Origin of the sequence: Planococcus glaciei (genome assembly GCF_900099655.1) — a bacterium.
Lineage (GTDB): Bacteria > Bacillota > Bacilli > Bacillales_A > Planococcaceae > Planococcus > Planococcus glaciei.
On the sequence record NZ_FNDC01000002.1, the window covers coordinates 213500 to 238840 of the forward strand.

A 25341-nucleotide genomic window follows, 5' to 3' on the forward strand; every position below is an offset into this window, starting at 1 on the left:
TTATCAAAAATCGTCGAAAGAGTATCGTGCAGAAGTTTTTGATAGGATAGAAGAAAGAATAGAAAGGGGATTGAATAATGGTTATTGAATTGATGAAGTCTCACGCATCTGTGCGTGATTACAAAGAAAAGCAGCTGACGCGGGAAGAAGTCAGCGAATTGGTGGCGGCAGCACAGCATGCCGCATCGTCACACTTTGTGCAGGCCTACTCGATTGTCTGGGTGACAGATCCCGAGAAACGCAAACAACTTGGGGAATTGTCCCGCAATGCGCAGCAAATGGAAGGCGCAGGGGCGGTATTTTTGATGTGCGCCGATTACAACCGCTTAAAGCATGCCGGTGACATGCAAGGCGAAGCCATTTCGTTCGACCATGCGGAAAATTTGATTGTCGCTGTAACGGACGTCGGCCTGCTGGCCCAAAACCTGGCGCTTGCTGCCGAGTCAAAAGGCTACGGCATTTGCTATATCGGCGGGGTGCGCAACAATATGGAAGCGATCAGTGACTTGGTCGGCTTGCCGGAAGGCGTTTTCCCGGTGTACGGCTTGACGGTCGGCGTGCCGAACGAATCCAACGAAGTGAAACCGCGTTTGCCGGTCGAAGCCATTTTGCACGAAAATGCCTACGATGAAGCCAAATACAAAACCTTGCTTCCGGAATACGATGAAACAATCCAGCGCTATTATCAAGAACGCAGCACAAACCAGAAAGTTGCGACGTGGACGCAGCAAATGGCGACATTCCTCAGAAAACCACGCCGCCCGGATCTCAAAGGCGTGCTGGCGAAAAAAGGGTATTTGTTTAAATAAAAACGGGAGAAGGGGAATGATGATGAAAATCGCGATTTTTGGTGCTACGGGACGCGTCGGCGAACAAATCCTGAAACGGGCACTGGCAGATGGCCACCAAGTGAAAGCGCTGGTGCGTACGCCGAAACTGGAGGAACATCCGAATCTGGAGATCATCATAGGAAACATCCGGAAAGCGGAAGACGTTGAGCAGACGCTCCAAGGCGTTGATGCGGTATTCAGTGCCATTGGTACGGATCGGACGACGACGCTTTCTGAAGCGATGCCGCTCATTATCGGAGCAATGAAAAACGAAGGCATCCGGCGCATCATTACCATCGGCACAGCAGGCATTTTGAACAGCCGGCTGACCCCGGGTGCGCTTCGTTACCAAGGCGGGGACTCCAACCGCAAACTGACATTTGCTGCCGAAGAACATGAAACGGTGTTCCGTCTGCTGGAAGCGATTGACCTGGATTGGACCATTGTCTGCCCGACTTATTTGCCGGATGGCGAAGCGCGCGGCGGCTGCCGGTCAGAAAAAGACTTCTTGCCGGAAGGCGGCAAGGAAATCACGGTCGGCGACACGGCTGAATTTGCCTATGGTCAACTGGAGAACTCTGAATTTCTAAAATCGCGTGTAGGGATTTCCTATTGAGTGTGAAAAAAAGCGCAGCTAAAAAATGGAGCATCCGAATTGTACTGGGGATTGGTGCACTGGCTGCTTTGGCCATTATCGCTTTTATCGTCTATGCGCAGTTCGATTATGGGCCAAGTGAAACGTTGGCGGAACAAGTCGACCTTGGTGCAGTAAAACGCGATGACCACGGCCTTGTCTTCCTTCCGGAAAATCCGAATGGCCAAGGACTCATTCTCTATCAAGGAGCAAAAGTGGAAGCGGAAGCTTATGCGTATCTTGGCGAGAAATTAAGCGAACAAGGCTATACGGTTTCAATCCCGCAACTGCCATTGAAGTTTGGCATCTTCGGTGTTAACAAAGCGGAAGCCGTGATTGAAGATTATCCTGAAATCACTGCTTGGTTCATCGGCGGGCATTCGCTTGGAGGAGTCGCTGCAGCCATGTATGCCGAAGAGCATCAGGATGAGCTGGCTGGCTTATTCTTCCTGGGCTCTTACCCTGCAGGTGATTTTGCGGCAAGCGAACTGCCGATGCTGTCGATTTACGGAGAAAACGATGGCCTGACCTTGCTGGAAGACATCGAGAATAACCGCGTGCTGTTTTCAGCCAATAGCGAATTTGTCGAAATTCAAGGCGGCAACCACGCGCAGTTTGGAATATACGGAGAGCAAAAAGGCGACAACCCGGCGGATATTTCCCCGCTAGAACAACAAGATCTCATTGTGGAAGCATTGCTTAAATGGATGAAGGATAACTAAGGAGGGGATCGGGCAGTCGTATTACTGGCTTCCGGGTCCTCTTTTTTCTGTTTGCGTTTAATGGATGATGTCGAAGTTTGATGTTACGAGCAGCTTGAAGGGTGATACGAGCAACTCGGGGCTAAATACGAGCAACTTCGAATCGCTTACGAGCAACTTCGACTCGTTTACGAGCAACTCCCCTAAAAACAGCAAAAAGACGGCACAAGCAGCAAAGCTTGCGCCGTCTTTTTCTATGCTTCACGCCATAACATCGCGCGATACAAACACCGAATAGCTAATCGCCATAAAGACCGCAAAGTAAGCGGCGAGAACAACCAGCGACAAGGTCATGGTAATGCCGGTAACTGGCATGAAGCCGGTATAGTATTGGGTAAGATCGGTGTGGGTGAATAAATAGTATTTGACGATTTCATAGCGGCTCAATAAGAATACGCCTTGAATGCCGGTAAACATCAGGAAAATCGACAGCCCGATGGCAAACGAACTGGACCGCAGCACCGTTCCGAGCATAAACGCGAAGGTGCCGATAATCCAGACGCTGGCGAAACTGAGAGCAGCTAGCTTGAATGCTTCCAGCCAGTAGGAACCGGCGGCCACTTCACTGCCATTCCAGGTCAGAAAGCTCCCTTCTCCGATGCCAAAAAACAGCAGACCGGCTAGCGCCGAAAACAGTACGGTCAGTACAGCAAAGAGAATGGCAAAAACCAGCACCGTGATGTATTTGGAGGTCAGGATTTTCCAGCGTTTTACCGGACGCGTCAGCAGCATCTTGATGGTCCCTTGGGAATATTCAGAAGCGACGATGCCTGCCGCCACAACGACAGTAAACAACGTAACAATCGACATCAGCATATAAGAGTCGAGCACTTGCTGCTGCATGCTGGTGTATTCAAAAGGCGCGACTTTATTTTCGAGGCGGTATTCAGCAATCGCCACCCGCCCTTCGTAGAACTCTTTTTGAGCAGGACTGAGTCCGGAAGTGCCCAGCATGGACTGATTGAATTCGCGTTCTGCCGAAACAACGTCCTGCCAGGTTTCCTGGATATTGGCATTGGAAACGGAATTATTCCATTTCGTGATGCCGGCCGATCCGAATATGAGAAGGGCCAGCAAAATGACCATGATCCAAGTGGGCTTTCTGCTCCAGAGTTTCATCCATTCATTTTGAAGGAGTTTGTGCAATTTGGCCGCCTCCCGTCATTTCCAGGAACTGATCTTCCAGTGTGGCATGGAACGGGTGGACGGCATAAATTTTGACTCCGGCCGCCACCAAGAGCTTTATGGCTCCCGGAATATGTTCGGCTTCCGTATCGATCAGGCAGCCGTCTTCCTGATAAGTGATGGGAAACCCGGCTCCGTACAACACTTCATAAGCTGTCTCCAACGGTTTGGCTTGAATATAATAGCGGGATTGCTCTTCATCGTGGACGCCGATAATATCGACCAATTCACCGTTCTGGATAACGGCAAAACGGTCACACAGCAATTCGACTTCCGACAGCAAATGGCTGGAGACAAAGACTGCGACGCCGTCTTCCTGTGCTGCCCGCTGGAGATACATCCGGAATTCGCGGATGCCGGCCGGATCCAAGCCATTTGTCGGTTCATCCAAAATCAAAAAATGAGGTTTGTGCAGCAAAGCTTGGGCAAGGCCAAGGCGCTGCCGCATGCCGAGCGAATAGGCACTGACTTTTTCGTGGATCCGGTTCTGCAAGCCGACCAGCTGCACCACTTCATGGATGCGCTGTTTTGAAACGCCTTTGTGCATACGGGAAAAATGCAGCAAGTTCTTATAGCCGGACATGAATTTGTACATCTCCGGATTTTCCACAATCACGCCAACTTTTTGGATGCTTTCTTCAAAATCTTTCAGAACCGATTGGCCTTCAATCAGGACATCGCCTTCGGTTGGACGCATCAAGCCGACCATCATCCGGATGGTTGTCGTTTTTCCGGCGCCGTTCGGACCCAGAAACCCCGTGATTTGGCCTCTGTATAAATCAAGGTTCAATCCTTTGATGATTTTCTTTCTGCCAATCGTCTTTGACAAATTACGGATTTGCACAATCGGTTTCTCGTTCATCGTTCCCACCTTCTTCCGCTGGATTGGCATTCGAATGTATCTTTATTAGTAGTAATGGCTTAATTATAATGAAATTTAAAAATTCTGAATACTGTTTAACGAATAAAAAAGCATATTGTTGTGAAAATAAGGGAATATGAAGGGCACAATAAAGAATCAGGAGGAATGGCCATGAAACAATTTGAAGATAAAGAGCAAGTGCTGTTAGCATATTATGTGCAATATTACCGAGGAGCTGAAACAGGAGAAGTAAAGACTTTGCATCAGCGTCTTAAGGAAGGAATTGGAAGTGAGCGCTATGAAAAAGCGATGGCCGCACTGCAGGAAGAAGGCCTAGTCAACGGGATGGAGCAAGTGGAACAAGCAGAAAAAGAAGGCGCACCTGTACCGATGGCAACAAATGAAGGCATGCTGTACATCAACGATACGCTGAACCTGCAATCGTACACGGTGGAAGAACATCAACTGGATTATTTGGAAAACAATTTAAAGACAAGCAACCTGGAGTTCACTTTGGAACCGGTCAAAGCTTATGTGGAGGAGTCGATCCGTAAAGAAGCAGAAGACGAGCCGAATTCCAACCGGCCATAAACCCCTGCTAATTGAATTTTAATCAGCAATAGCGCCTTCTTGTTGGGGTGCTATTTCTAATGGTCCGCTTCGGGAAAAATGTGTACATTTTGAAACGCTGAAGCACATCTAGATGTTAAGAACGTGTGAAAAGAGTAATTTTTTCTTTCTATTTTGTCCCGATTGCGTATAATGCATATATCGGGGGAGTGATAGAATGAATCGTTATACAATTGAAGAAATCAAAGAACAAAACAGCAAATCTGCTAAAGCCATTGGTTTTTTATTCGCTGCGATTGCCGTTTCACTCGTTTGGGGATTTTTACAAGATTCGCTTCCGGCGTTTCTTCTGGCAGGGGTATTCAGCTTAATCATGTTTGCTGAAACACGCGAATACAAAAAAAGTTATCAAATTGAGCTGGAAGCAGCAAAACTTGAAGACGATCAAGTTTCTTGATGAACATATGCAAAAGCCCGCTATCCTCAAATGAGGCCAGCGGGCTTTTTGCGTATTACAAATCCAAAGCGAAAAACGACAGGAAGATCACGAACACGACTGTGATGTTCGTAATCATCGCGGCTCGTTTTCCGACGGGTTTATCAAGCGAAGGGAAACGGTCCACAAGCTTCATCAACCCGGCAATCAATACCACAATCAGCAAAAGAGTGAAAAGCAGATTCATATCGTAGACATGGACATCGAGGAAACGGATGAAAATCAACGAGAAGGCGAGAACGATTCCGTTGGCTAAGTTTTTTCGTTTCATAGGAGTTCCTTCAGTTCGTTTTCAAGGAACGGTTTGGCAGACAACAGTTGAGTGAAGGCTTTATAGCGGTCATATTGCCCGGGTGCCGGCTTTTTGCCTGTCTGGTAAGCACGGATCAAAATATTCTTTGGCGTATGCTCCATATCGATGAATTCCATCAGCTGTGTTTCATAGCCGACGAGCGACAAAATTTCCGCCCGGATGGAATCAGTGGCCAGCGCGCTGAAGCGTTCCTTGATAAGCCCGTTTTGCAGCATAAGGCCAAGTTCTGGCGCTGCAATTTGGCTGTTCAGTTCGTGCTGGCAGCAAGGTACACTCAAAATCACTTTGGCGTTCCATTTAACAGCCCGCGACAAAGCCATATCGGTTGCCACGTCGCAGGCATGGAGGGTCACCACCATATCGACTGCGGATTCTTCGTTGTAATCGTTGATATCGCCGACTAAAAACTCCAACTGATCGTAGCCGAGATCATCCGCGATGCGCTGGCATTCCTCAATCACTTCTTTTTTCAAATCGAGGCCAGTCACACGGAGGTCCAGCCCTTTTTCGATCCGCAGGTAATGATACAGCGCAAACGTCAAATATGATTTGCCGGAACCGAAATCCAGGATCCGGACAGTGCGGTCTTTTGGCAAATGTACGAGCGCGTCGTCGATAAATTCGATAAAGCGGTTGATTTGGCGGAATTTATCGTATTTCTGTTTTTTCACTTTGCCGTCCGGGCTCTGGACACCAAGGCGCACAAGGAAGGGGTAAGCGACGCCGTCTTCCAGCAAATATTGTTTTTTGCGGTTATGCGACAGTTCGGCGGCTTTCGTTTCGGTTTGTTCGGTTTTCCAGGAAACTTTGAATTTCTTGGACAGTTGAACCTGAATCCGTTCGTCAGTGAACTGGAATAAAGCCTGGCGGAAGTCTTCAAATAAACTTTCCAGCTTTTCCAGAGCATCTGCGATTGAAAGGTTTTCGTGCTTTAAGACATGTTCAAATTGGTATTCGAATTGAATGAAATAATCGTTTTTGATTTCGACGGGCTTGAGTTTCACCCGTTTGATGTCATTGGATTTAAGGCGCGGCTGGCTGATGGTTGCCGAAACAAGAGAGCGGCGTTCGATGCGTTCAGCTAATTGTTCGTGCATTGTTTGTAGTTCCATTGCAAATCCTTTCGTCTTCCATAATAGTTGTATTTTATCATGGTCCATGAAAAAAATACGGCTGGATGTTTGCTTTTGCTCATCCCTCAACATGTTTTGAATTTTGTGATAATATGGAAAGGGAATTGAAAACGTTTACACGCTAAGGGGGATGGATATGGCAATTGTAGAAAAAACAGTGGGGCAGATTGTGCGGGAACGGGCTGCCATGCACCCGACAACAGAAGCATACGTTTATCCAGAACGGGACATCCGCAAGACCTATAAGGAATTCGATGAAGAAACAGACCGCTTGGCCAAAGCTTTTATGGGGATTGGCATTGCAAAAGGGGAACATATTGCCATCTGGTCGGATAACAAGCGCGAATGGCTATTGAGCCAATTTGCAACCGGAAAAATGGGCGGCGTGCTTGTCACCGTGAACACCAGCTACCAGTCGGCGGAACTGGAATATCTTTTAAAGCAGTCTGATGCAACGACATTGATTTTAGGGGAAGAATTTAAGGGGACCAGCTATATTGATATTATCAATGAAGTTTGCCCAGAACTGAAAACGGCCGAAAAAGGGGCGGTTTCAAGCGGGAAATTGCCGCATTTTAAACGCGTCATCGTCATGGGTGAAAATCAGTTTCCCGGCATTTACACGTGGAGCGAGTTTGAAGTATTTGCCGATCGCGTAGATGATGATCAGCTTGAAGAACGCTTTGTTTCAATGGAACCGGATGACGTCATCAATATCCAGTACACATCTGGAACAACTGGATTTCCAAAAGGGGTCATGCTGACGCACCGGAATGTGGTTAACAATGGCAAGCTGATTGGCGACACGATGAACTTATCCGAACTGGACCGCCTGTGCATCCCGGTGCCGTTTTTCCATTGCTTCGGCTGTGTGCTCGGCACGATGGCTGCCGTGACGCATTCAACGACGATGGTCATCGCTGAACAATTCGATCCAAAACGGGTGCTGCAAATGGTCCAGGACGAAAAATGTACAGGGCTTCACGGCGTGCCGACAATGTTTATCGCAGAGTTGAACCATCCGGATTTCGCGTCGTTTGATACATCTACTTTGCGCACGGGCATCATGGCGGGATCGCCGTGCCCGATTGAAGTGATGAAAAAAGTCATCAATGACATGGGTGCCTCGGAAATTACGATTGCCTACGGCCAAACCGAATCGTCTCCGGTTATTACGCAGACGCGTGCGGACGATGACATCGAAAAGCGTGTGTCCACTGTCGGAAAACCACATGCGGAAGTCGAAGTAAAAATCGTGGACCCCGTAACAGGTGAGCAAGTGCCAACGGGAGTTCCGGGTGAATTGTGTACGCGCGGCTATCACGTCATGAAAGGCTATTACAAAAATGAAGAAGCGACGCGGAATGCGATTGACGAAGACGACTGGCTCCATACAGGAGATATCGCCGTTGAAGATGAAGACGGCTATATTGCCATTACCGGCCGCATAAAAGACATGGTCATCCGCGGCGGCGAAAACATCTATCCGCGCGAAATCGAAGAATTTCTGTATCAGCATCCTTCCATTCAAGACGTTCAGGTAGTCGGAGTGCCGGATCCAAAATACGGAGAAGAGCTGATGGCGTGGGTCATTTTAAAAGAAGGGCAACAACTGTCTGCAGAAGAGCTGCGCGAATATTGCCAAGGCAAAATCTCCCGGCATAAAATTCCGCGGTATATTGAATTTACGAAGGAATACCCAATGACCGCATCGGGGAAGATCCAAAAATTCAAGCTGCGTGAAATGTCAGCGGAGCGAACCGAAAAGACAGAAGTCTAATTGCCTTTCTAACTGGAAGACAAGTTATCGGATGTGGGTTCCCGCCCAGCTGATAACTTGTTTTTGTTTAGTAATCAATTAAAACGGGGAAACGGGTAAAGTAAGAAAAAAATCTTTAATTCAGGATATTTCTCAAATTAGCAGCAGCGGTCACGGACTCAATGCGAAAAAGAGAGGAAGTCAAACTATGGCAAATGTAAAATTGGCGATCATTTATTACAGTTCAACGGGCACCAACCACCAAATGGCAAAATGGGCAGAAGAAGCAGCCCAGCAGGCAGGAGCAGAAGTGCGCGTAGCAAAAGTGAAGGAAACTGCACCACAGGCAGCCATCGACTCGAATCCGGCTTGGAAAGCCCATCATGAGGCGACTCAAGACGTGCCGGAAGCAGAAGTAGCGTTGCTTGAATGGGCGGATGCCATTATTTTCAGTGTGCCAACCCGCTATGGCCACGTGCCGACCCAGTTCCAGCAGTTCCTGGACATTACAGGCGGCGCCTGGGCACAAGGCAAACTGGCAAACAAAGTGGTCAGTGCCATGTCATCAGCCCAAAACCCGCACGGAGGCCAGGAAGCAACCGTACTTGCGGTCTATACATCCATGTTCCACTGGGGTGCGATTGTGGCAGCACCGGGCTACAACAATCCAGCCTTGTTCAAAGCAGGCGGCAATCCTTACGGGACGACGGTTACCGCAGGAGAAAACGGCATGGTGGAAGATGTGGAAGATGCGGTTAAATACCAGGCAAACCACACAATTGAAGTCGCGCAATGGATCAAAAACGGCCAAACTCAATAAATCGCTAGTGGGCAAAGCAGGTGAGATCTAAAAAATCTTGTCTGCTTTGTATTTCTAATCGGCAAGGAGGAGAATGCACGAGTGCTGTGGCTCAGCTTATTTTTTATTATCGGATTTATGGTCATTCATCTTTTTTCTAAAAACATGCTCTTTTTGAAAGCTCTGCCGCGCTCCCGCTTTCTTTCCATTGCCGGCGGCATCTCGGTCGCTTACGTCTTCCTGCACCTGCTGCCGGAGCTCGGGGTATTCCAAGATGAACTGCAGGGCGAAGTCGAAGGGACCGCATGGCGTTTTCTGGAACACCATATTTATGTGGTTGCCATGCTTGGCCTGGTCATCTTTTATGGCTTGGAACAAATGGTCAAGTCGTCCAAGAGGAGGCGGGACAAAGCGGGCGGACAAAATTCAAGAGACGGCGTTTTTTGGGTCCATATCGGTTCTTTTGCTTTTTATAATGCCTTAATCGGCTATTTGCTGATTCGCGAAGAGTATGAAAGTGCCTGGGGCATGCTGTTTTTCTTTATTGCGATGGGCGTACATTTTATCACGAACGATAAAGGGCTTCGGGCAACCCATAAAGACGACTACGACCGGTACGGCAGGTGGCTGTTGGCGGTTTCGATTTTAGTCGGCTGGGGAATTGGGGCATTGACGGAAGTCAATGAACTTATCATTTCTTTTCTGACAGCGTTGCTTGCAGGCGGCGTCGTGCTCAACGTCTTAAAAGAAGAACTGCCCGAAGAGCGGGAAAGCAGATTTTCAGCTTTCTGCATCGGAATTATCGGCTATTCGGTTTTATTGCTGCTGTTATAAGCTGCTGCTTGTATTTCTAGCCACGAGCTAATTTTTTTGCTATCATATCAAAATAATCATAATCATAAGTCCCGGAAATCTTAATTCTTTGGGGTGTCCAAAATGATCACACAAGAGGAAAAGCAGGTGTTCGAGTACGAATTGAATAAATTAGCTATAGAGTATCAACAATGTGCGAATGACGCATTGAAATCACAGATAAAAGAAGATATCTCTTTTTTGCAATCCGTTCTCCAGTTCCTGCATCACAGAACTGACAAAATGAATACATCCAACCAATAAACCTGCCGGAAAAATCCGGCAGGTTTTTTGTTTTATCGAGAATACAGGCATTCGGAGAATGTGAACATGTTTGTAACAAACGGTGCGTTAAATGGGCTGAGAGCGGGCAACTGCAACGGAATTTAAGCCCCAGTGCTTTATAATGGAGGCAACAGCGGTTAAAGGAGAGAAAAGCATGGTTGATTTAAAACAACTGGCTTATGAACGAAAGAATATCATGGCCTTCCTGTTTATTGCCTCCTTCTTAAAAGGTGCGGCGATGATTGGGCAAGCTTTATTTTTTGTATGGATCGCCGATGGCGTTTTTCTGAAAAATGCTTCGTTCGAAGAAGTGTTGCCTTATTTATACGGCTTGTTTGGAGCAATTTTGTTGCGCGTGGCATGCGGTTACGCAATCGGTCGGTCTGGAGTGAATTTAGCGGCGGAAGTGAAGATGGATTTGCGGAAAAAACTGATTGCTTCTTTTGCAAGCAATCCGCTGCAAGCTTCGATTCAAGGGCAGTCCGGGCAAAAAGTCAGTTTGCTGCTGGATGCGGTCGATGAACTGGACGGCTACTTCAGCAAATACATCCCGCAGATGGTACAAAGCTATATCATCCCGATTCTCCTGCTGGCCGTCATTTTTTCCCAGCACTGGGTAACCGGAGTGATCATTTTGATCACGGCACCGTTTATCCCTGTTTTTATGGCGCTTGTCGGCATTAAAACGAAGGAGAAAGCGGATCAGCAGATGGAGAAGTTGGGCCAGTTTTCCGGCACTTTTCTTGACGTGCTGCAAGGCTTGACCACTTTGAAATTGTTTAATCAAGCAGACCGTCAAAAACAGACGATCCAAAAAAGCAGCCTGGATTTCCGGGACGCCACAATGGAAGTGTTGAAGTCGGCTTTTTTATCTTCGCTTATGCTCGAATACATTTCCATGCTCAGCATGGGGATCATCGCACTCGAAATCGGATTGCGGCTGGTCGTATTTGATAGCCTGACATTTTTCACGGCGTTTTTCGTGATGATTCTTGTACCGGATTTCTTTAATATGCTGAAAGATTTCGGCAGTGCTTTCCATACGGGGAAAGGAAGTACAGCAGCGGCCAACCGGCTGTCTGCGCATTTGGAAAAAGAAACGCCTGCAGTTGAATGGGGAGCAGGAACATTATCGAACGATCCTCCGCATCTATTGCTGCAAGATTTAACATTCCAGTATGGTGAGAGTTTCAAGCTGGGACCGATTAATACGGAAATCCTGCCCTACAGCCAGTTTGCCATTATCGGCAAAAGCGGTTCCGGAAAAACCACTTTGCTGCATGCAATAGCAGGGCTGCTACCGCTCTCAAGCGGCGCTGTAAGAGTGAACGGCATCTCTAGGGAACAAATTGATGAAAAATCATGGTTTGATCAATTGAGCTATATTTCGCAAAGTCCTTACTTGTTTGCGGGAACCATAAAAGAAAATATCGCAATCGGAGCTGGCCGGGAAGCCGCAGATGATGAAATTTGGGAAGCTGCAGCGAAAGCGGGAATCGGCGAAATGGTCGGTTCTCTGAAACATGGCTTGGATACGCAAATCGGTGAAGCGGGAAGAGGATTGTCCGGCGGCGAAAAACAGCGGATAGCGCTTGCCCGTGCTTTCTTGAAACAGCCGTCCATTGTTTTATTTGATGAGCCGACAACCGGCCTGGATCTTCAAACCGAAAAGATTCTGCAGCAATCAATCGCGGAACTTGGAAAACAGGCGACTGTGATCACGGTGGCCCACCGGTTGCATACCATTAAACAATCCGATGCGATTTTAATCTTATCTGAAGGCCAGCTGGCAGCTGCCGGCAGCCACAACGACTTATTGGAGACATACGCGCCTTATGGAGTAATGCTGGAAATACAGCATGGAGGTATTGTGCAATGACAGAATTGAAACAGACATTGTTGTTGACGCTTCGTGAAAAAAGAGACGTAGCGCTTGCCATTTTCTTCGGTTTCCTGGCAGGGATTGCCGGAGCCGCACTTATGGCCTCAAGTGGATATTTGATTTCAAAAGCAGCGCTGACTTCTCAAATGACCATCTTGATCGTCATGGGGGCTTGTTTGAAATTATTCGGCCTCGTCTCGGCTCTGAGCCGTTATGCTGAGCGCTTGTTTTCGCACCGGGCGACATTCACCATGCTCAGCAACTTGCGGGTATCGTTTTTTGAGAAGTTGTCGCCGCTGGCTCCCGGGATTTTTCAAAAATACCGGAGCGGCGATTTGCTGGCGCGCATCGTTGGCGATGTGGAGAACTTGCAAAACTTTTTGCTGCGGGTATTCTATCCGCCGGTCGTACTGGCCATCGTCTTTATCAGTACGATTTTCTTCACTTCTTATTTCTCGTTTGCCATCGCGATGGTGGTGCTCGTAGGTATGTTATTGACAATTGTTGCAGTGCCGGCTATTTTTGCATGGCGGCAGCGCAGAATTGATTCAGCTGTCCGGGCGAGCCGTGCGGAACTGTCAACGGAAGCCACCGAATTTCTATACGGTTTCCGTGATTTGAAAATTTACCAGCAGCTTGACCGCAAAAAACAGGATTTGACAACTTTCTCGGAACGCTACGGCGAACAGCAGCGGAAAGAGGGTTTTGAAGAAAACCTGGGCCAGTCCGTCAATGCTTTTGTGGCGCTGTTGGCTTCGTTCTTTGTACTCGGGCTTGGGGCATATTTTGTCGCAGAAGGGCAACTCGACGGCTTGTATCTGGCAATGCTTGTGATGATTTCCTTGGCAGTCTTCGAAAATGTCGCACCGATGGCAGTTTTTCCGGCTCATTTTGAAGAAAACCGGAAAGCTGCAGCACGCCTTGACCAAGTGGTGTCAGAACCCGTGCAAGCGGCCGGTGATGCAGAATTGCCGTTAAACACATTGGACATTAAGTTAGAGAACGTATCTTACACATATCCGGAAGAAGAGCGGCAGGCAATTGAAGGGGTATCTCTTCGTCTTGCGCCGGGATCGAAAACCGCCATCGTCGGGCCAAGCGGTTCGGGGAAATCCACATTGCTGCAGCTTCTTTTGAACATTTTGCCTGCAGACAGCGGCACGATTTCCATTGGCGGAGAACCTTTAGCGGCACTCGATCCGGAAAAGCTGTGGCAGCGGATGAATGTGGTGCTGCAGGAAAATCATTTCTTCTTCGGCACGATCCGCAGCAACTTGTTGATTGCCAATGAAGCGGCTACGGACGAAGAAATGGAAGCAGCTTTGGCCAAAGTTCAGCTCGGGCCCTTTTCATTGTCTTCAAAAGTGAATGAAAAAGGAGAAAATCTGTCCGGCGGCGAAAAGCAGCGTCTCGCTATTGCCCGGGCAATATTAAGAGGCGAATCGCTTTGGCTGCTGGATGAACCGGTATCATCGGTCGATTCGGTTACCGCCAAAGCCATTTACCGGCAATTGTTTGAACGAGGAAAAGACGATACATTCGTTATCATCAGCCATGATTTGACGGGCCTTGAGCAGATGGACCAAATCATCGTCATGGAACGGGGCAGAATCGTCGAAGCCGGGCCATATGAAGAAATCATGGAAAAGCAAGGCCACTTTTTCAAACTGAAACAGATTGAAAAGAGCATATTTGCGTGATTTCGGATATTTTTCGCAGGTTTATCTCCCCTTCATTGGATATACTGTCCGGAGCGCATGAAATACTGTCCGCAAATAAAAAATACTGTCCCAGCGGTGCTGTTGCTTTTTCAGCAAGAGCCCTCAGCCGGGAAAAAGGAAAACCGGAAGACTTCCTTCAAAATCGAAGGGGAAGTCTTCCGGTTTTATTTGAGCAGCAGATCATTTCCGCGTTTAGCATCTTCGAGTTTCAGCTGTTCCAATTGAAGCCTCATTTTCTGTGTTTCGATGACAAAGTTCTCGTGTTTCAATTTTTCCAGTTCAATTTCGCTTTCAATCATTTTGTTCTTTAGTTTTGTCTGCGTTTGGAAATGTGAGGTAATGATGGCGACGAGCGGAATCGAAAAAACCATAACGACGGCTACTAGACCGGTCACAACGTTCACCTCTTTCCTGAAAATTCTGATTACCATCAGTATACAGGATTTCGATTTGATACAAAACAATTTCTTGAAGGAGGAAAGACTGATTCTGTGTCATGGTGTGATGGAAGGTACCGGGGCTGCAGGACTCTCAAAAAAGGTGAAAGCTTCGCGTGAATCCTTTACCTGCAGCATTTTTAGCTGCCCGGTCCGGCAGTAGCCTCAAAATGCTTCTTGAAAAGACATGACAAGTGTCATATATAAACCAGACGTTTATGCCTTTTTTGCATGTCCGATTTTTTTTATGATAAGGACAATAAGTTATCCGAGCGGAAAGAGCTCGTATAAGGAGGAAGAACATGAGCAGAGAAAAGACAGCCCAATTACGCAAGTTTGTAGCGCCGTTCGAAAAAGCGGATGTAAAAGCCAGTGTACGCCAATTGGTGAACACGATTCCCCCATTCATTTTATTTTGGTTCCTGGCTTACCAGGCATTGGATGTATCCATTTGGTTAACAATCGCTTTATCAGCAGTAGCTGCAGGATTCGTAATACGTACGTTCATCATTTTCCACGATTGCACGCACGGATCGTTCTTTAAGAACAAAAAAGCAAATGCAGTAGTCGGAACCATTACGGGGATTATGACTTTGTTTGCTTATGAAAAATGGAAACGCGAGCACTCGATCCACCACGCTTCAAGCGGAAATCTTGATAAGCGCGGAGTCGGCGACATCTGGGTTATGACAATTGAAGAGTATGTTGAGGCTTCTAAATGGGAACGTTTCAAATACCGCATGTACCGCAACCCTTTAGTAATGTTTGGGTTCGGACCATTATTCCTAGTCTTGATCTCTAGCCGTTTCAACCGCAAAGATGCACGCAAAAAAGAACGCAATAACACGTACTTGATCAACGTTTCTCTAGTGGTTATCTATTCATTGCTTATTTGGGCAATTGGCTGGCAGGCATTCTTGATCGTTCAAGGGTCAACAATGTTTATCGCCGGGGCATTAGGCATCTGGTTGTTCTATGTACAACATACATTCGAAGATTCGTATTTTGAAGACGAAAGCGAATGGGATTATGTGAAAGCTGCAGTAGAAGGAAGTTCATATTACAAACTTCCACGAGTGCTTCAGTGGGTGACAGGAAACATCGGTTTCCACCATGTCCACCATTTAAGCCCGCGTGTTCCAAACTACAACTTGGAAAAAGCGCACGAGTCTACTCCACCGCTTCAACAAGCGACAACGATTACCATCAAATCAAGCCTTAAATCGTTGCGCTATAAAGTATACGATGCGAAAAACAAAACATTCGTTACGTTCGGCGACATCAAACATTTGTTGAACGAAAACAAAATGCCGGCGCAACAATGATTTGAGAAAAACCATTCCTTTGTGAATGGTTTTTTCTTTTTGCCATTCTTTGGTATGATGAAGAATAATAGGTGAATGGGGAGCGAAATTATGCAAAGCTGGTATCAAATTTTTCCGAAAAACCCATGGCTCAGTTTGTATGCCTGGGTCATCTTCTGTATCTTGCCGTTCTTTTTCATTTTCAGATCTTCCTCGCCAGTAGAAATTGCAGCGGGAATCGCTTTATTGGTGCTGTTCTTCATTGCCTACCGGCTGTCTTTCATCTCCCGCACCGGCTTTATTTACGTGTGGATCAGCATTGAAATCGCCATCAATATCGGCATGACGTTCCTGTTCGGGTACGTTTATCTGGCGATTTTCCTGGCTTTTTTCATCGGCAATATACGCCATAAAGTCGGCTTCTTCATCGTTTACGGAATCCATATCGGTACGACCATATTAGCTGTGGTGCTTGGGTTGATCGAACACAGCTCTCTTTACGTTTCGCAGCTGCCGTTCATCGTGCTGAGTATCATCGGCGTCATCCTTCTGCCTTTTAATACCTATAACCGCAATAAGCGCGAAAAACTGGAAGGGCAGCTGGAAGATGCCAATAAACGGATTTCCCAGCTGATTGTTATTGAAGAGCGAGAGCGCATTGCGCGGGACTTGCACGATACGTTGGGGCAAAAGCTGTCACTAATCGGATTGAAAAGTGATTTGGCCGGCAAACTGATTCACCGGGATGCCGATGCCGCTTTGAATGAAATCAATGACATTCGCCAAACCGCACGGACGGCTTTAAAAGAAGTCCGCGAACTGGTTTCCGATATGCGCGGAACGAAACTGGAAGACGAATTGCTGCGAATCCAGCAGATTCTGAAAGCCGCTGAAATCGACTTTGTCCTGTACGGTTCACCTAAATTGGTCAATACGCCTTTGCTTGTGGAGAACGTTCTCAGCATGTGCTTAAAAGAGGCAGTAACGAACGTCGTCAAGCACAGCCAGGCGACGCGCTGCAGTGTTTTGATCAAACAAAAACCTGAAGAAGTGCTAGTGCAAGTGCAAGATGACGGCATCGGTTTTGAAGGGAACAGCAAGCAGCGGGGAAATGGCCTGGCGGGCATGCGGGAACGACTGGAATTTGTCAACGGTAGCGTTGACATCCAGAAAATGGACGGCACCACCTTGAACATTCGGGTGCCAAATGTGATTCTCTACAAGGAAAAAAAGGAGGAGCTAATATGATTCGGATTGTCCTTGCCGAAGACCAGCGCATGATGCTAGGAGCTCTGGGGTCTTTGCTCGATTTAGAAGAAGACATGGAAGTGGTCGGCAAAGCCGGAAACGGGGAAGAAGCAATTGCGCTGGTGGAAAAGCTTCAACCCGATATTGTCATTATGGACATTGAAATGCCTTTAAAAAGCGGGTTGGACGCAGCAGAGGCGTTGAAAGACTACCCGTGCAAGATTATTATTTTAACGACTTTTGCGCGTTCCGGCTATTTTGAGCGGGCGCGAAAGGCCGGCGTCAGCGGCTATCTGCTGAAAGACAGTCCGAGCGAGGATTTAGCGACTTCGATCCGGACCATTATGGACGGCCGCCGCATTTACGCACCGGAACTAGTGGACCTGGCATACGCCGATGCCAACCCCCTGACAGAGCGGGAAAGCCAAGTGATGGAACTGATTGCAGACGGCAAAAGCACTAAGGAAATTGCAAAAGAATTGTTCATCACAACCGGCACCGTCCGCAACTACATCTCGGTCATCCTGGACAAACTCGAAGTAGGAAACCGCATCGAAGCCATTTCCAAATTCAAAGAAAAAGGCTGGTTTAAATAAGAAAAGCGGAGGCGCCTGTCCAGCCCCGACAAGCGCTGGAGGATTTGAAAGCCATGGCGCTTTTCAGCCATGGATTCAAAGCCGAAGCGACCTCGAGGGGCTAGGCGCTGCAGCTGGACAATAAGAAAAGCGGAGGCGCCTGTTCAGCCCCGACAAGCGCTGGAGGGCTTGAGGTTTAAGGCGTCTCTTTGCCTTAAACAACAAGACCGAAGCGACCTCGAGAGGCTGGCCGCCGAAGCTGGACAAAGAAAAGCGGAAGCGGCCAAGCTAGCCTCTAAACCGCAAAAAAACCACTGTCGCGGACAGTGGTTTTTTGTGGGCTGATTATTCGTATAAGGTTTCTTCAAGTGAACCGTCTTTAGTATAGATATGCAGTTCACCGTTGTTTTTGTTGGCGTACCGTTTGGCCTCGCCCATTAAATCTTCTTTTGTCTCTTCAATCAAGATGGCTTTTTTGCTGTCTTTCTTCTTAAGCTGCCAGCCTTCATCGTGCGCCCTGATTTCAAAAATCACTTTTTCTCCATCGTCTTCCACGCTTTTGCGTGCCCGATCCAGGGCAATAGGAATGGCACGGCCTTCCTCATAACCGTCCCGCAACAGTGCATTGGCGATTTCAATTGCCTTATTTCTGACAGCAGGGTTCAAGTTTTTAAACGAATCCGGATAATCATTTTTGCTCCATGGCACAACCATCGCCTCCTTGATTTTCTTTTCCCCTTTCGCTTCCGGAATAAAACAAAATTTTTATGGTAAAAATTTTAGAAAATGGTACACTGAAAATCGGAGGTGGAGAGAATGTCAGATTCAACATATCAAATTATTGCATTGGTTATTTACATGGCAGCCATGCTGTTTATCGGCTGGTATGCTTACCGAAAAACCGTTAACTTAACAGACTATATGTTAGGTGGACGGGGTCTTGGCGCAGCAGTTGGGGCATTGAGCGCAGGGGCAGCGGACATGTCCGGATGGCTCTTAATGGGATTGCCGGGGGCTATTTATGTAAGCGGATTAGTCGAATTCTGGATTGCAATCGGTTTGACGATCGGAGCTTACTTAAACTGGTTCTTCGTAGCACCGCGTTTGCGGGTTTATTCTTTTGTTACAAGTGATTCGATTACAATTCCAAGTTTCTTGGAAAACCGTTTGAAAGATTCATCCCGCTTATTGCGGATTGTTTCTGGAGCAATTATTTTAATCTTTTTCACATTTTACGTATCTTCAGGAATGGTGGCCGGAGGAGTCTTTTTCGAAAGCTCATTTGGACTGGACTACCATCTTGGACTAGTAATCGTTTCCGGAGTCGTTGTTGCATATACTTTATTCGGTGGATTCCTGGCCGTTAGTTATACAGATGTGGTGCAGGGGCTTATGATGTTCTTAGCACTTATTCTTGTGCCAATCATTGGGGTATTTGCTACTGGCGGTTTTAGTGAAACCGCAGCAAGCATCCGTGAAGTGGATCCGGCATTGTTGAACTTCACAACAGGTGCTTCTCTAATTGGTATTATCTCGGCTGTGGCGTGGGGACTGGGCTACTTTGGTCAGCCGCATATCATTGTCCGTTTTATGGCAATCAGCACGTTGAAAGAAGTTCGCCAAGCACGACGGATCGGCATCAGCTGGATGATTTTGAGTCTTCTCGGAGCTGCCTCGACGGCACTGGTTGGGATTGCATATTTCCAACAAAACCCTGGCATGGAATTAGGAGATCCTGAAGGCGTCTTTATCGTCCTTGGTCAAATTTTCTTCCATCCATTGATTGCAGGGTTTATGCTGGCAGCAGTTCTGGCAGCTATCATGAGCACGATTTCTTCTCAGTTAATTGTAACTTCATCTGCATTGGTGGAAGACCTATACAAAATCGCGTTTAAAAAAGCGTCAACTGATAGACAGTATGTAACTCTAGGCCGTTTAGCGGTTTTGGTGATTTCTCTAATCGCGGCTGCCTTGGCATGGAAGCAAAATTCAACTATTCTTGACTTGGTAGCTTATGCTTGGGCCGGTTTCGGAGCTGCTTTTGGACCGTTAATTCTATTAGCTTTGTTCTGGCGCAAATTGACAACATGGGGTACTTTAGCCGGTATGATCGTTGGTGCCGCAACTGTCATCATCTGGGATAGCTTGGATGCTGAATTTGCTGTTAACCTTTACGAAATCATTCCAGGATTTATCTTATGTTTGATTGTGGCGGTAGTAGTAAGTTTATTCACTTACAAACCGAATGCACAAATCGACAAAGAGTTTAACGAAACAGAACGCTTAATTAAAGAAAAACCAGCGAAATAAGCAAAAGGCTTTAACCTCCTTTAAAGGGGGTTAAAGCCTTTTTTTACGTAAAATCCTGCGGTTAAAGGAGATGCAACAAAGGATGGCGAACGTAGTAGGTGAACCCATTCAGAAAGAGGTGCTGTATGTTTTTGGATCATATTGTTCATTTTATCGATAGGAAACCACAGATAGCGGTTGAAGAGTGGAAGCGGCAAGGGATGCATGCGGCGATAGGCGGCCAGCATTTAAACTGGGGCACCCACAATGCGCTCTTCTACACAAAAGACAGCTATATCGAATGGCTCGCTGTCGAAAAGCCGGAAATTGCAGAAGCAGCGGACCACCCGCTGACGAAACTGCTGCTGCATGACAAAACCGGCTTCGGCACCATTTGCCTGCGTACAGAGTCGATTGAAGAACTCGACAACCGGTTGAAAAGTGAAGGATTTGAAACTTCCGGCGTGCTGGATGCGGAACGCAGAACCGATACGGGCGAATTGATTCAATGGAAGATGCTGTTCATACAAGAAGAAGCGGCCGGTCAATTGCCGGCGCCGTTTTTTATTGAATGGCAGGAAAGCGATGAGCAGCGTTATGAGGGGCTGCGGAAAAGAGGGGCAATTGCGGCGGCAAATGAAGAGCTGGCAATCGAGCGGCTTGTGTTTGGCGTCAATGACCCGGAAGCTGCTGAAGGCAAGTGGCGCAAAGTTTTGGGCGGTTCTCTGGAATTGCCGAATTGTCGATTGGAGTTCAAACGCACCGAAGGGGTAAAAGAGCGTCTGGAAGAAGTGCATTTTATGAATGGACATAAAAGGCTATCTTTTGAAGACGGGGTTTATTACCTGCCAAAACTCGGGAACATATAGGATAATAGGTAAATAAGCTGCCGGAATTTTGAAAGGAGAGTATCCTACTCTTCTTTTTTGTCATGGGACGCAAAAGATTCCCTTTACGGTACAAGGAGGAAAATAAATGGATGTCTTAATAGAAAAAGCAATTTTAGTAGGCGTTCAGCTGCAGAAAGATTTGCATTTTGAATACGAATTGGAAGAACTGCGCAATTTAGCGGAAGCGTGCAACGTAGGCGTGGTTGGGGAAGTGTACCAGAATTTGGAACGCATCAATCCCTCGCATTATGTAGGGAAAGGGAAAGTCGAGGAAATCAAAGCTTTTTATGAAGAAGCAGATGCCAATTTAATCATTTTCAATGATGAATTGTCCCCATCCCAAATCCGCAACCTGGAAGAAGATCTGGAATGCAAAGTCATCGACCGGACCATGCTGATTTTGGATATTTTCTCGCGCCGCGCCAAAACACGGGAAGCGCAAGTCCAAGTGGAATTAGCCCAGCTTCAATATATGCTGCCGCGGCTCGTGGGGCTGCGTGCCTCTCTTGGGCGGCAAGGCGGTAGTACGGGAGGCGGTCTCGCCAACCGTGGTGCCGGTGAAACAAAACTGGAACTCGACCGCCGGAAAATCGAAGAGCAATTGTCCAAACTCAACCGTGAATTGGAACAGATCCGGGCACAGCGCACAACCCAGCGGAAGCAGCGGACGAAAACGGGAATGCCCGTCGTGTCGCTCGTCGGCTATACGAACGCCGGCAAATCCACCATCATGAATGGTTTATTGACAAAGTCCGGGCAGGATCAGGAAAAGCAAGTGTTTGAAAAAGACATGCTGTTTGCTACGCTCGATACATCCGTGCGCCAAATTCGCCTGGAAGACAATAAAAACTTTTTGCTGACGGATACGGTCGGCTTTGTCAGCAAGCTGCCGCATCATTTGGTGCGGGCATTCCGCTCAACTTTGGAAGAAGCACGCAACGCCGACCTTTTGCTGCATGTAGTGGATGTATCCAATGAGGAATACCGGTACATGATGGATGTGACAAACTCAACTTTGCATGAAGTTGGAGTGGAAGATGTGCCGACCGTCTTTGTATACAACAAAGCGGATCTGGCAGGAATTCCCCATCCGAAAGTGAAGCAGGGAGAATTGTGGATTTCGGCAAAAGAAGGCGTGGGCCTGGATGAATTGCTGGACATGATCAAACAGCATATTTTCTCGGAATACGTCACATGCCGCATGATTATTCCTTTCGAGCGCGGAGACGTAGTCGCGTATTTAAATGATTCTGCGACCATTTTGGAGACGCAATACGAAGAAGAGGGCACGTTGATGAAAGTGGAACTCGGCCAGGCGGATTACGATCGCTTTGAGCAATATGTAATCGGCAGGTAATCAAAAACATGCTCGTCCACCCATATTGATGGGAGTGGGCGAGCATGTTTTTTAGGTTTTACGAGCAAGTTGCAGTGGATTATGAGCGACTTCGAGTGAAATACGAGCAACTTCGCACCGGATACGAGCGACTCTATATCATATACGAGCAACTTCGCACCGGATACGAGCGACTCTATATCATATACGAGCAACTTGCCCAGCTTCCATCAGGTTACGCCCAATTACCCAAACAAAAAGCCTGCCCGGTGCACTGGGCAGGCTTTCCTCATTTAAGACTGTTGAAACTGGATGCGGTGCAAATTCGCAAAAATGCCGTCGTGTTCAAGCAGTTCCGCGTAGCCGCCTTGTTCGGCAATGCCGTCTTCGGTTACCACAATGACGCGGTCCGCATCGCGGATCGTCGCTAAGCGGTGGGCGATGATGAGCGTCGTGCGGTTTTCCGCAAGTTCGCCGAGTGCTTCCTGGATAACGCGTTCCGTCTCCGTATCAAGGGCGGAAGTCGCTTCATCCAAAATCAGAATCGGTGGGTTTTTCAAGAACATACGGGCAATCGCTAAGCGCTGTTTCTGCCCGCCGGACAATTTCAAGCCGCGCTCGCCGATCTGTGTTTCGTAGCCATCCGGGAGTTTTCGGATGAACTCTTCCAAATGGGCTTTTTTCGCAGCGGCCATGATTTCTTCATTGCTCGCGCCGCGTTTGCCGTACGCAATGTTTTCCCGAATGGTTCCGGTGAACAGGAAAACGTCCTGCTGTACAATGCCGATATGGGAGCGCAGTGAATGCTTGGTCATATCGCGGATGTCGATGCCATCAATGGCAATCGACCCTTCCTGGATATCGTAGAAGCGCGGAATCAACGAACAGATCGTTGTTTTTCCGGCACCGGATGGCCCGACAAAAGCGACGGTTTCTCCAGCTTTTAATTTTAAATCAATGCCGTTCAATACTTTTTTATGGTCGTCGTAGCCGAAGTGGACATCGGAGAACGTAATGTCGCCGCGAAGGCCATTCACTTCCACGGCGTCTTCCCGGTCGAGGATGTCCGGTTCCTGCTCGAGCAGTTCGCGGAAGCGGCCAAAGCCCGCCATCCCTTTCGGATACAGCTCAAGCAGTGCACTGATTTTATCGATCGGTTTGATTAGGACGTTTAGGAACAAGACGAAACTGACGAGTTCCCCGTAGGACAATTCGCCTTGGAAATTCAACCAGGCGCCGTAAACGAGCACAATCAATGTCAGCAAACGCGTCATCATATAGATGCTGGAATGCGTCGCAGCCATCACTTTATAGGCGACAAGCTTCGCCAAACGGAAGCGGCCGTTGTCTTTTTTGAAACGGTTGATTTCAAATTCTTCGTTCGTAAACGACTGGACAACGCGTGCGCCGGAGACGCTGTCTTCCACGCGCCCGTTCACATCGGCGATTTTGCCGTACATGCTGCCCCAGGCCTGGTTCATCTTGACGTTGCAGAACGTAATGAGCCAAACGAGGAACGGAATGACGATCAAGGTCACAAGCGCCAATTTCGGATTGATCCAGAACATGATGCCGAATGCGCCAAAGAACGTCATGATGGCAATGAAAAAGTCTTCGGGTCCGTGATGGGCCAGTTCGCCGATGTCAAAAAGATCATTGGTGATGCGGCTCATAACATGCCCCGTTTTCACGTTGTCAAAAAAGCGGAACGATTGCCGCTGGACATGGGTGAACAGCTCTTCGCGCATATCGGTTTCGATATTGATGCCGAGCTTGTGCCCAAGGTAACTGACAATGTACTGCAAAAATGTGCTCAACAGGAACACAGCAAGCAACAGAACGCTGACGGTCACGATAGTGTTCCATTCGCCGCTCGGCAGCAGTTCGTCGATGAACCACTGGACAGCGACAGGGAAAGCCAGCTCCAAAATAGCGACAATGACGGCGCTTGAGAAATCAATAATGAACAACCGCTTATGCGGTTTGTAGTACTTGAAAAATTGTTTTAACTTCACAGCTAGTCACCTCAAGGATTTTAATCTATTGAAAAGTATAATCGAAAGCTAAGAAATAAACGAATAAAAGTTTCTGAAATCGAAATATTCATTAAATAAATGCCCATTAGTTGAAACTTTTTCCAATCATTCCCGTACTATAAACAAAGACGAATTTTGAAAGGATGAGAGATTTGAAAAAATGGATGATGGCAATGGGTGCAGGGGCATTAGCGATGAGCTTAGCGGCATGTGGAGAAACAGCGGAACCGGCAGCAGGCGCAAAAGACAAAAAAGAAGCAAACAGCGAACTGACTTTGGAAGAAGTGTTTGCAAAATCACAGGAAGCTTCGGAAGACATCAAGAGCCTGCATGCGGACATGGTGAACAACCAGGTGATGAGCATCGAATCGGCGGGAATGGAAATGGAGATTGCCATGGATATCGCGATGGACATGACACTAGATCCAATCGCCTTCTACCAAAAGGCTGAAACGACGATGGCGTCAGAAGAAATGGACTCTCCGGAACCGATGACGATGGAAATGTATATGACAGAAGAAGGCATGTATATGAATGACCCGACAATCGGTTCCTGGATTAAAATGCCGGATGAAAACATCCCGGATCTTCAGGCAATGATGGAACAGCAAACAGCCGATCCTTCTCAGCAGCTCGAAGATCTGAGAGCATTCGAGGACGATTTCACATTTGAACAGTCGGAAGATGAATACATTCTGAAATTGGATGCTGCCGGCGAAGAATTCCAAGCGTTGATCGACAAGCAAATGGAACAATTTTTAGGCCAAATGGAACTGGAAGCCCAAACCGCAATGGAAGATATGAAAATCAACGCCGTAGCGTATGAGATTTTTATCGATAAAGAAACGTTCCTGCCAAACAACATGAACGTCGACATGGATATCGATATGAACATTGAAGGCGACTCCGTCAACATCCAGTCAGATCTGGAATCGGCCTACAGCAAATACAATGAAATCGACGCCATCACCGTACCGGCCGAAATCGTCGAACAAGCACAAGAAATGGAATAATCGGGTAGAAAAGCGCATGCTGCGGCATGCGCTTTTTCTATGCTTCAGAATTTATAAATATGTCAAAGTTATAAACAAATTCATTTCTTCACATGCAGTTGAAAATAATTCTCATTTAACCGTTGACTCTT

Annotated in this window: 24 protein-coding genes; 17 read left to right on the top strand and 7 right to left on the bottom strand. The window is 47.4% G+C overall.

Translation table 11 applies throughout. The features are described from left to right. Window positions 1-77 precede the first annotated feature (77 nt). The 3 genes from nfsA to BLQ32_RS04425 are packed head-to-tail and all read left to right on the top strand — an operon-like array spanning window position 78 to window position 2186. Entirely contained in the window at window positions 78-809 is a 732-nt protein-coding gene (gene nfsA, locus BLQ32_RS04415; RefSeq protein ID WP_074509269.1) for an oxygen-insensitive NADPH nitroreductase, read from the top strand. A gap of 22 nt (window positions 810-831) precedes the next feature. Continuing rightward, complete coding sequence (locus BLQ32_RS04420; RefSeq protein ID WP_074509360.1) at window positions 832-1446, top strand: NAD(P)-dependent oxidoreductase; 615 nt, start codon at window positions 832-834, stop codon at window positions 1444-1446. 2 nt (window positions 1447-1448) lie between these two features. Further along, window positions 1449-2186 (top strand): alpha/beta hydrolase, encoded by a 738-nt coding sequence (locus BLQ32_RS04425; RefSeq protein WP_083335269.1) that lies wholly within the window; start codon window positions 1449-1451, stop codon window positions 2184-2186. Window positions 2187-2426: 240 nt separating this feature from the next. On the opposite strand, the gene BLQ32_RS04430 is transcribed toward BLQ32_RS04425, so the two are convergent. Both BLQ32_RS04430 and BLQ32_RS04435 read right to left on the bottom strand, forming a co-directional pair. Next, window positions 2427-3371 (bottom strand): ABC transporter permease, encoded by a 945-nt coding sequence (locus BLQ32_RS04430; protein ID WP_074509270.1) that lies wholly within the window; start codon window positions 3369-3371, stop codon window positions 2427-2429. After that, a complete protein-coding gene (locus tag BLQ32_RS04435) occupies window positions 3349-4272 on the bottom strand; it encodes an ABC transporter ATP-binding protein (RefSeq protein ID WP_036807754.1) in 924 nt (307 codons plus the stop codon). Before BLQ32_RS04435 ends, BLQ32_RS04430 begins: the two co-directional genes overlap by 23 nt. A 171-nt stretch (window positions 4273-4443) precedes the next feature. Between BLQ32_RS04435 and BLQ32_RS04440 the strand changes: the two genes are divergently transcribed. Next, a complete protein-coding gene (locus BLQ32_RS04440) occupies window positions 4444-4863 on the top strand; it encodes a hypothetical protein (protein WP_074509271.1) in 420 nt (139 codons plus the stop codon). A 196-nt stretch (window positions 4864-5059) separates the two neighbouring features. Next, entirely contained in the window at window positions 5060-5299 is a 240-nt protein-coding gene (locus BLQ32_RS04445) for a hypothetical protein (protein ID WP_036807747.1), read from the top strand. Window positions 5300-5354: 55 nt separating this feature from the next. Here the strand turns inward: BLQ32_RS04445 and BLQ32_RS04450 are convergent, their stop codons facing one another. Both BLQ32_RS04450 and BLQ32_RS04455 read right to left on the bottom strand, forming a co-directional pair. Further along, complete coding sequence (locus BLQ32_RS04450) at window positions 5355-5609, bottom strand: hypothetical protein (RefSeq protein WP_074509272.1); 255 nt, start codon at window positions 5607-5609, stop codon at window positions 5355-5357. Continuing rightward, window positions 5606-6763 carry a class I SAM-dependent methyltransferase gene (locus BLQ32_RS04455; RefSeq protein ID WP_074509273.1) on the bottom strand — a complete coding sequence of 386 codons (1158 nt, stop codon included), beginning with the start codon at window positions 6761-6763 and terminating at the stop codon, window positions 5606-5608. Before BLQ32_RS04455 ends, BLQ32_RS04450 begins: the two co-directional genes overlap by 4 nt. Before the next feature lie 157 nt (window positions 6764-6920). On the opposite strand from BLQ32_RS04455, the gene BLQ32_RS04460 reads away from it, so the two are divergent. The 5 genes from BLQ32_RS04460 to cydC all read left to right on the top strand — a co-directional run bounded on the left by BLQ32_RS04460 (window position 6921) and on the right by cydC (window position 14061). Further along, entirely contained in the window at window positions 6921-8564 is a 1644-nt protein-coding gene (locus BLQ32_RS04460; protein ID WP_175557069.1) for an AMP-binding protein, read from the top strand. A gap of 187 nt (window positions 8565-8751) precedes the next feature. Then, on the top strand, window positions 8752-9363 hold the full coding sequence (wrbA, locus tag BLQ32_RS04465) for an NAD(P)H:quinone oxidoreductase (protein WP_074509274.1): 612 nt from the start codon (window positions 8752-8754) through the stop codon (window positions 9361-9363). 81 nt (window positions 9364-9444) lie between these two features. Then, window positions 9445-10176, top strand: a complete 732-nt coding sequence (locus BLQ32_RS04470; RefSeq protein ID WP_074509275.1) for a ZIP family transporter — start codon at window positions 9445-9447, stop codon at window positions 10174-10176. 457 nt (window positions 10177-10633) lie between these two features. Next, on the top strand, window positions 10634-12358 hold the full coding sequence (gene cydD, locus BLQ32_RS04480) for a thiol reductant ABC exporter subunit CydD (RefSeq protein ID WP_074509277.1): 1725 nt from the start codon (window positions 10634-10636) through the stop codon (window positions 12356-12358). Further along, window positions 12355-14061, top strand: coding sequence for a thiol reductant ABC exporter subunit CydC (gene cydC, locus BLQ32_RS04485; RefSeq protein ID WP_074509278.1), 1707 nt, complete (start codon window positions 12355-12357; stop codon window positions 14059-14061). Before cydD ends, cydC begins: the two co-directional genes overlap by 4 nt. A gap of 185 nt (window positions 14062-14246) precedes the next feature. On the opposite strand, the gene BLQ32_RS04490 is transcribed toward cydC, so the two are convergent. Continuing rightward, window positions 14247-14477: a hypothetical protein gene (locus BLQ32_RS04490; protein ID WP_036807712.1), complete on the bottom strand. Its 231-nt coding sequence runs from the start codon at window positions 14475-14477 to the stop codon at window positions 14247-14249. A 344-nt stretch (window positions 14478-14821) separates the two neighbouring features. Between BLQ32_RS04490 and desA the strand changes: the two genes are divergently transcribed. From desA to BLQ32_RS04505, 3 genes are all read left to right on the top strand, one after another. Next, window positions 14822-15844 carry a Delta(5) desaturase DesA gene (desA, locus tag BLQ32_RS04495; RefSeq protein WP_074509279.1) on the top strand — a complete coding sequence of 341 codons (1023 nt, stop codon included), beginning with the start codon at window positions 14822-14824 and terminating at the stop codon, window positions 15842-15844. Window positions 15845-15934: 90 nt separating this feature from the next. After that, the gene (locus tag BLQ32_RS04500) at window positions 15935-17071 is read left to right on the top strand and encodes a sensor histidine kinase (protein ID WP_074509280.1); all 1137 of its coding nucleotides are present in this window, start codon (window positions 15935-15937) and stop codon (window positions 17069-17071) included. Further along, complete coding sequence (locus BLQ32_RS04505) at window positions 17068-17667, top strand: response regulator transcription factor (protein WP_074509281.1); 600 nt, start codon at window positions 17068-17070, stop codon at window positions 17665-17667. Before BLQ32_RS04500 ends, BLQ32_RS04505 begins: the two co-directional genes overlap by 4 nt. A gap of 324 nt (window positions 17668-17991) precedes the next feature. On the opposite strand, the gene BLQ32_RS04515 is transcribed toward BLQ32_RS04505, so the two are convergent. Then, on the bottom strand, window positions 17992-18360 hold the full coding sequence (locus tag BLQ32_RS04515) for a DUF2188 domain-containing protein (protein ID WP_236058846.1): 369 nt from the start codon (window positions 18358-18360) through the stop codon (window positions 17992-17994). Between the two features lie 102 nt (window positions 18361-18462). Here BLQ32_RS04515 and putP point away from each other — a divergent pair, with 102 nt between their 5' ends. From putP to hflX, 3 genes are all read left to right on the top strand, one after another. Beyond that, entirely contained in the window at window positions 18463-19956 is a 1494-nt protein-coding gene (putP, locus tag BLQ32_RS04520) for a sodium/proline symporter PutP (protein ID WP_074509283.1), read from the top strand. 125 nt (window positions 19957-20081) lie between these two features. Beyond that, window positions 20082-20804, top strand: a complete 723-nt coding sequence (locus tag BLQ32_RS04525; protein ID WP_074509284.1) for a VOC family protein — start codon at window positions 20082-20084, stop codon at window positions 20802-20804. A 106-nt stretch (window positions 20805-20910) separates the two neighbouring features. Then, window positions 20911-22182 carry a GTPase HflX gene (hflX, locus tag BLQ32_RS04530; protein ID WP_074509285.1) on the top strand — a complete coding sequence of 424 codons (1272 nt, stop codon included), beginning with the start codon at window positions 20911-20913 and terminating at the stop codon, window positions 22180-22182. 272 nt (window positions 22183-22454) lie between these two features. Here hflX and BLQ32_RS04535 read toward each other — a convergent pair whose 3' ends face one another. After that, a complete protein-coding gene (locus BLQ32_RS04535; RefSeq protein WP_074509286.1) occupies window positions 22455-24176 on the bottom strand; it encodes an ABC transporter ATP-binding protein in 1722 nt (573 codons plus the stop codon). Between the two features lie 173 nt (window positions 24177-24349). Here BLQ32_RS04535 and BLQ32_RS04540 point away from each other — a divergent pair, with 173 nt between their 5' ends. Beyond that, entirely contained in the window at window positions 24350-25210 is an 861-nt protein-coding gene (locus BLQ32_RS04540; RefSeq protein ID WP_074509287.1) for a DUF6612 family protein, read from the top strand. Window positions 25211-25341: the final 131 nt, after the last annotated feature.

Coding starts and splice junctions, on each gene's coding strand:
- nfsA (WP_074509269.1), top strand. CDS start 78: ATGGTTATTGAATTGATGAAGTCTCACGCATCTGTGCGTGATTACAAA.
- BLQ32_RS04420 (WP_074509360.1), top strand. CDS start 832: ATGAAAATCGCGATTTTTGGTGCTACGGGACGCGTCGGCGAACAAATC.
- BLQ32_RS04435 (WP_036807754.1), bottom strand. CDS start 4,272: ATGAACGAGAAACCGATTGTGCAAATCCGTAATTTGTCAAAGACGATT.
- BLQ32_RS04440 (WP_074509271.1), top strand. CDS start 4,444: ATGAAACAATTTGAAGATAAAGAGCAAGTGCTGTTAGCATATTATGTG.
- BLQ32_RS04445 (WP_036807747.1), top strand. CDS start 5,060: ATGAATCGTTATACAATTGAAGAAATCAAAGAACAAAACAGCAAATCT.
- BLQ32_RS04450 (WP_074509272.1), bottom strand. CDS start 5,609: ATGAAACGAAAAAACTTAGCCAACGGAATCGTTCTCGCCTTCTCGTTG.
- BLQ32_RS04455 (WP_074509273.1), bottom strand. CDS start 6,763: ATGGAACTACAAACAATGCACGAACAATTAGCTGAACGCATCGAACGC.
- BLQ32_RS04460 (WP_175557069.1), top strand. CDS start 6,921: ATGGCAATTGTAGAAAAAACAGTGGGGCAGATTGTGCGGGAACGGGCT.
- wrbA (WP_074509274.1), top strand. CDS start 8,752: ATGGCAAATGTAAAATTGGCGATCATTTATTACAGTTCAACGGGCACC.
- cydD (WP_074509277.1), top strand. CDS start 10,634: ATGGTTGATTTAAAACAACTGGCTTATGAACGAAAGAATATCATGGCC.
- cydC (WP_074509278.1), top strand. CDS start 12,355: ATGACAGAATTGAAACAGACATTGTTGTTGACGCTTCGTGAAAAAAGA.
- desA (WP_074509279.1), top strand. CDS start 14,822: ATGAGCAGAGAAAAGACAGCCCAATTACGCAAGTTTGTAGCGCCGTTC.
- BLQ32_RS04500 (WP_074509280.1), top strand. CDS start 15,935: ATGCAAAGCTGGTATCAAATTTTTCCGAAAAACCCATGGCTCAGTTTG.
- BLQ32_RS04505 (WP_074509281.1), top strand. CDS start 17,068: ATGATTCGGATTGTCCTTGCCGAAGACCAGCGCATGATGCTAGGAGCT.
- BLQ32_RS04515 (WP_236058846.1), bottom strand. CDS start 18,360: ATGGTTGTGCCATGGAGCAAAAATGATTATCCGGATTCGTTTAAAAAC.
- putP (WP_074509283.1), top strand. CDS start 18,463: ATGTCAGATTCAACATATCAAATTATTGCATTGGTTATTTACATGGCA.
- BLQ32_RS04525 (WP_074509284.1), top strand. CDS start 20,082: ATGTTTTTGGATCATATTGTTCATTTTATCGATAGGAAACCACAGATA.
- hflX (WP_074509285.1), top strand. CDS start 20,911: ATGGATGTCTTAATAGAAAAAGCAATTTTAGTAGGCGTTCAGCTGCAG.